The following is a 1742-nucleotide window of genomic DNA, read 5'->3' as shown; positions in this document are numbered from 1 at the left end:
CGCGCCGATGCCTAGTCGAGCCCACGCTGAACAGCTTTAATTTCGCAGGGATTTGCAGCCGCTATCTCGATAGCAATGGCTATTCCCTCCGCAGCGGCGGTTCAGACCTTGGCAGGCGGTTCCGGTTGCGTGTGATGCAACGCGGATCAACCCTGCAACTGCAAGCCTTCAATCCAGATCAAAAAGCACCGATCGTGGTTGGGCGTGCACCCATCCCCCGCCGACAGCGCAATGGCTTTGTTCGGCTAAAGCTGAATGACGACTGGCAGCTCGAACGACGCGCTTACCAAGGACAAACCCTGAGCCATCTTTATTTCGCCAATCCAGATCCGATTCAGCTGTTGATGGCGCGGGCGATTCGCCAGGCCAGAGGCTCAAGCATGGCCAAGCTCGGACCCTCCAGAGCCCCGAGCATGCCGCCACCAATCCCACCAAGCCCCAAGACATCACGTGGTAGTTCCTTGGCATCACGGCTTAGCAGTGTTCAGCGAGTCGCCAGCGCTGGACCGATCCCGCTGCAAGTGATCCCTTACAAGAGCCAACGCTAGACAGTGGCACAGTGCCAGTTGCTAGAGAGTCCGGCAGAACAACCAATCACAATTTGAGGGCCCTAATTTTTATCTGTGTGAGGAGTGCTGAACGCCTCTTCAGGGTCGAAACAAGGACAGACTCCCTGAACGTGTTCCTCAAAAAACCCTGCCTTTGGCGGGGTTTTTTTATTGGCAGTCCCAGGCCACACCAAAAAAGCAACCCTCGAAGGAGGGTTGCTTTTGTTGAAAAGAATGAGATGCGGATCGGCGGAAAGCCGATCCCACAGGATCACTTGACCGTGACCTTGCCACCCACTTCTTCGATGGCCTTCTTGAGGGCCTCGGCATCGTCCTTGGACACACCTTCTTTGACCACCTTGGGAGCGGCCTCGACCATGGCCTTGGCATCGCCCAAGCCCAAGCCGGTCGCTTCGCGAACGGCCTTGAGAACTTTGATCTTGGCGGAAGCTTCGAAGCTTTCCAAGACAACATCGAACTCGGTCTTTTCTTCAGCAGCCTCACCGCCACCAGCAGCGCCAGGAGCAGCCATCACGACGCCAGCTGACGCGGCGGCGGAGACACCAAAAGCCTCTTCGATCTGCTTAACAAGCTCGGAAGCTTCCAGCAGGGAAAGGGATTTCAGCGATTCGAGGATTTCGTCGGTTTTTGCAGACATGGTTGAAAATCAGCAACAGATCAGGAAATAGACGTGGTGGCAGAGCTAACTCAGCTGTCGCCGCCTTCGGCGTGCTGCTTGAGTGCCCTGGCCATACCGGTGGGAACCTCGTTGATGCCAACGGCAACCTTGGTGGCCACAGCGTTGATTGCACCAGCGATCTGAGCCATAAGTTCTTCCCTGGAAGGAAGATCAGCGATGGCCTTGATCTCGTCTTGAGAGAGAAGCTTGCCTTCGAAAAGAGCGCCCTTCGTCTCAGACTTATTGACTTCTTTCTGGAAAGACCGAACGGCCTTAACACCAGCACCAACATCGCCTTTTACAAGAACGAAAGCGTTGGTACCGGTCAGAAGTGAATCGAGGTTGGCCCAGGAGCTGTCACCATCAATGGCACGGCGCATCAAGGTGTTTTTAGTCACCTTGCAGACGCTGTTGGTGACCCGGAGACGATCCCGCAATCAGACATTTCCTTGATGGACAGGCCCTTGAAATCAAGAACCAATGCCAGCTCGGTCTCGGCGAGGAGCCCTTTGAGC

The 1742-nt window shown here is 55.6% G+C and carries 2 protein-coding genes and 1 pseudogene; 1 reads left to right on the top strand and 2 read right to left on the bottom strand.

Annotation, left to right across the window (positions count from 1 at the left end; genetic code table 11):
* A partial coding sequence (locus WH5701_RS16065) for a DUF3747 domain-containing protein (protein WP_006169763.1) occupies positions 1-548 on the top strand: 548 nt, incomplete at its 5' end.
* A gap of 271 nt (positions 549-819) precedes the next feature.
* On the opposite strand, the gene rplL is transcribed toward WH5701_RS16065, so the two are convergent.
* Both rplL and rplJ read right to left on the bottom strand, forming a co-directional pair.
* Complete coding sequence (gene rplL / locus WH5701_RS00225; protein ID WP_006169762.1) at positions 820-1206, bottom strand: 50S ribosomal protein L7/L12; 387 nt, start codon at positions 1204-1206, stop codon at positions 820-822.
* A 50-nt stretch (positions 1207-1256) separates the two neighbouring features.
* A pseudogene (gene rplJ / locus WH5701_RS00220) lies at positions 1257-1742 on the bottom strand (50S ribosomal protein L10); the annotation flags it as partial.

Source organism: Synechococcus sp. WH 5701, assembly GCF_000153045.1.
Lineage (GTDB): Bacteria > Cyanobacteriota > Cyanobacteriia > PCC-6307 > Cyanobiaceae > Regnicoccus_A > Regnicoccus_A antarcticus.
This window is presented reverse-complemented; position numbering and strand designations above follow the sequence as displayed.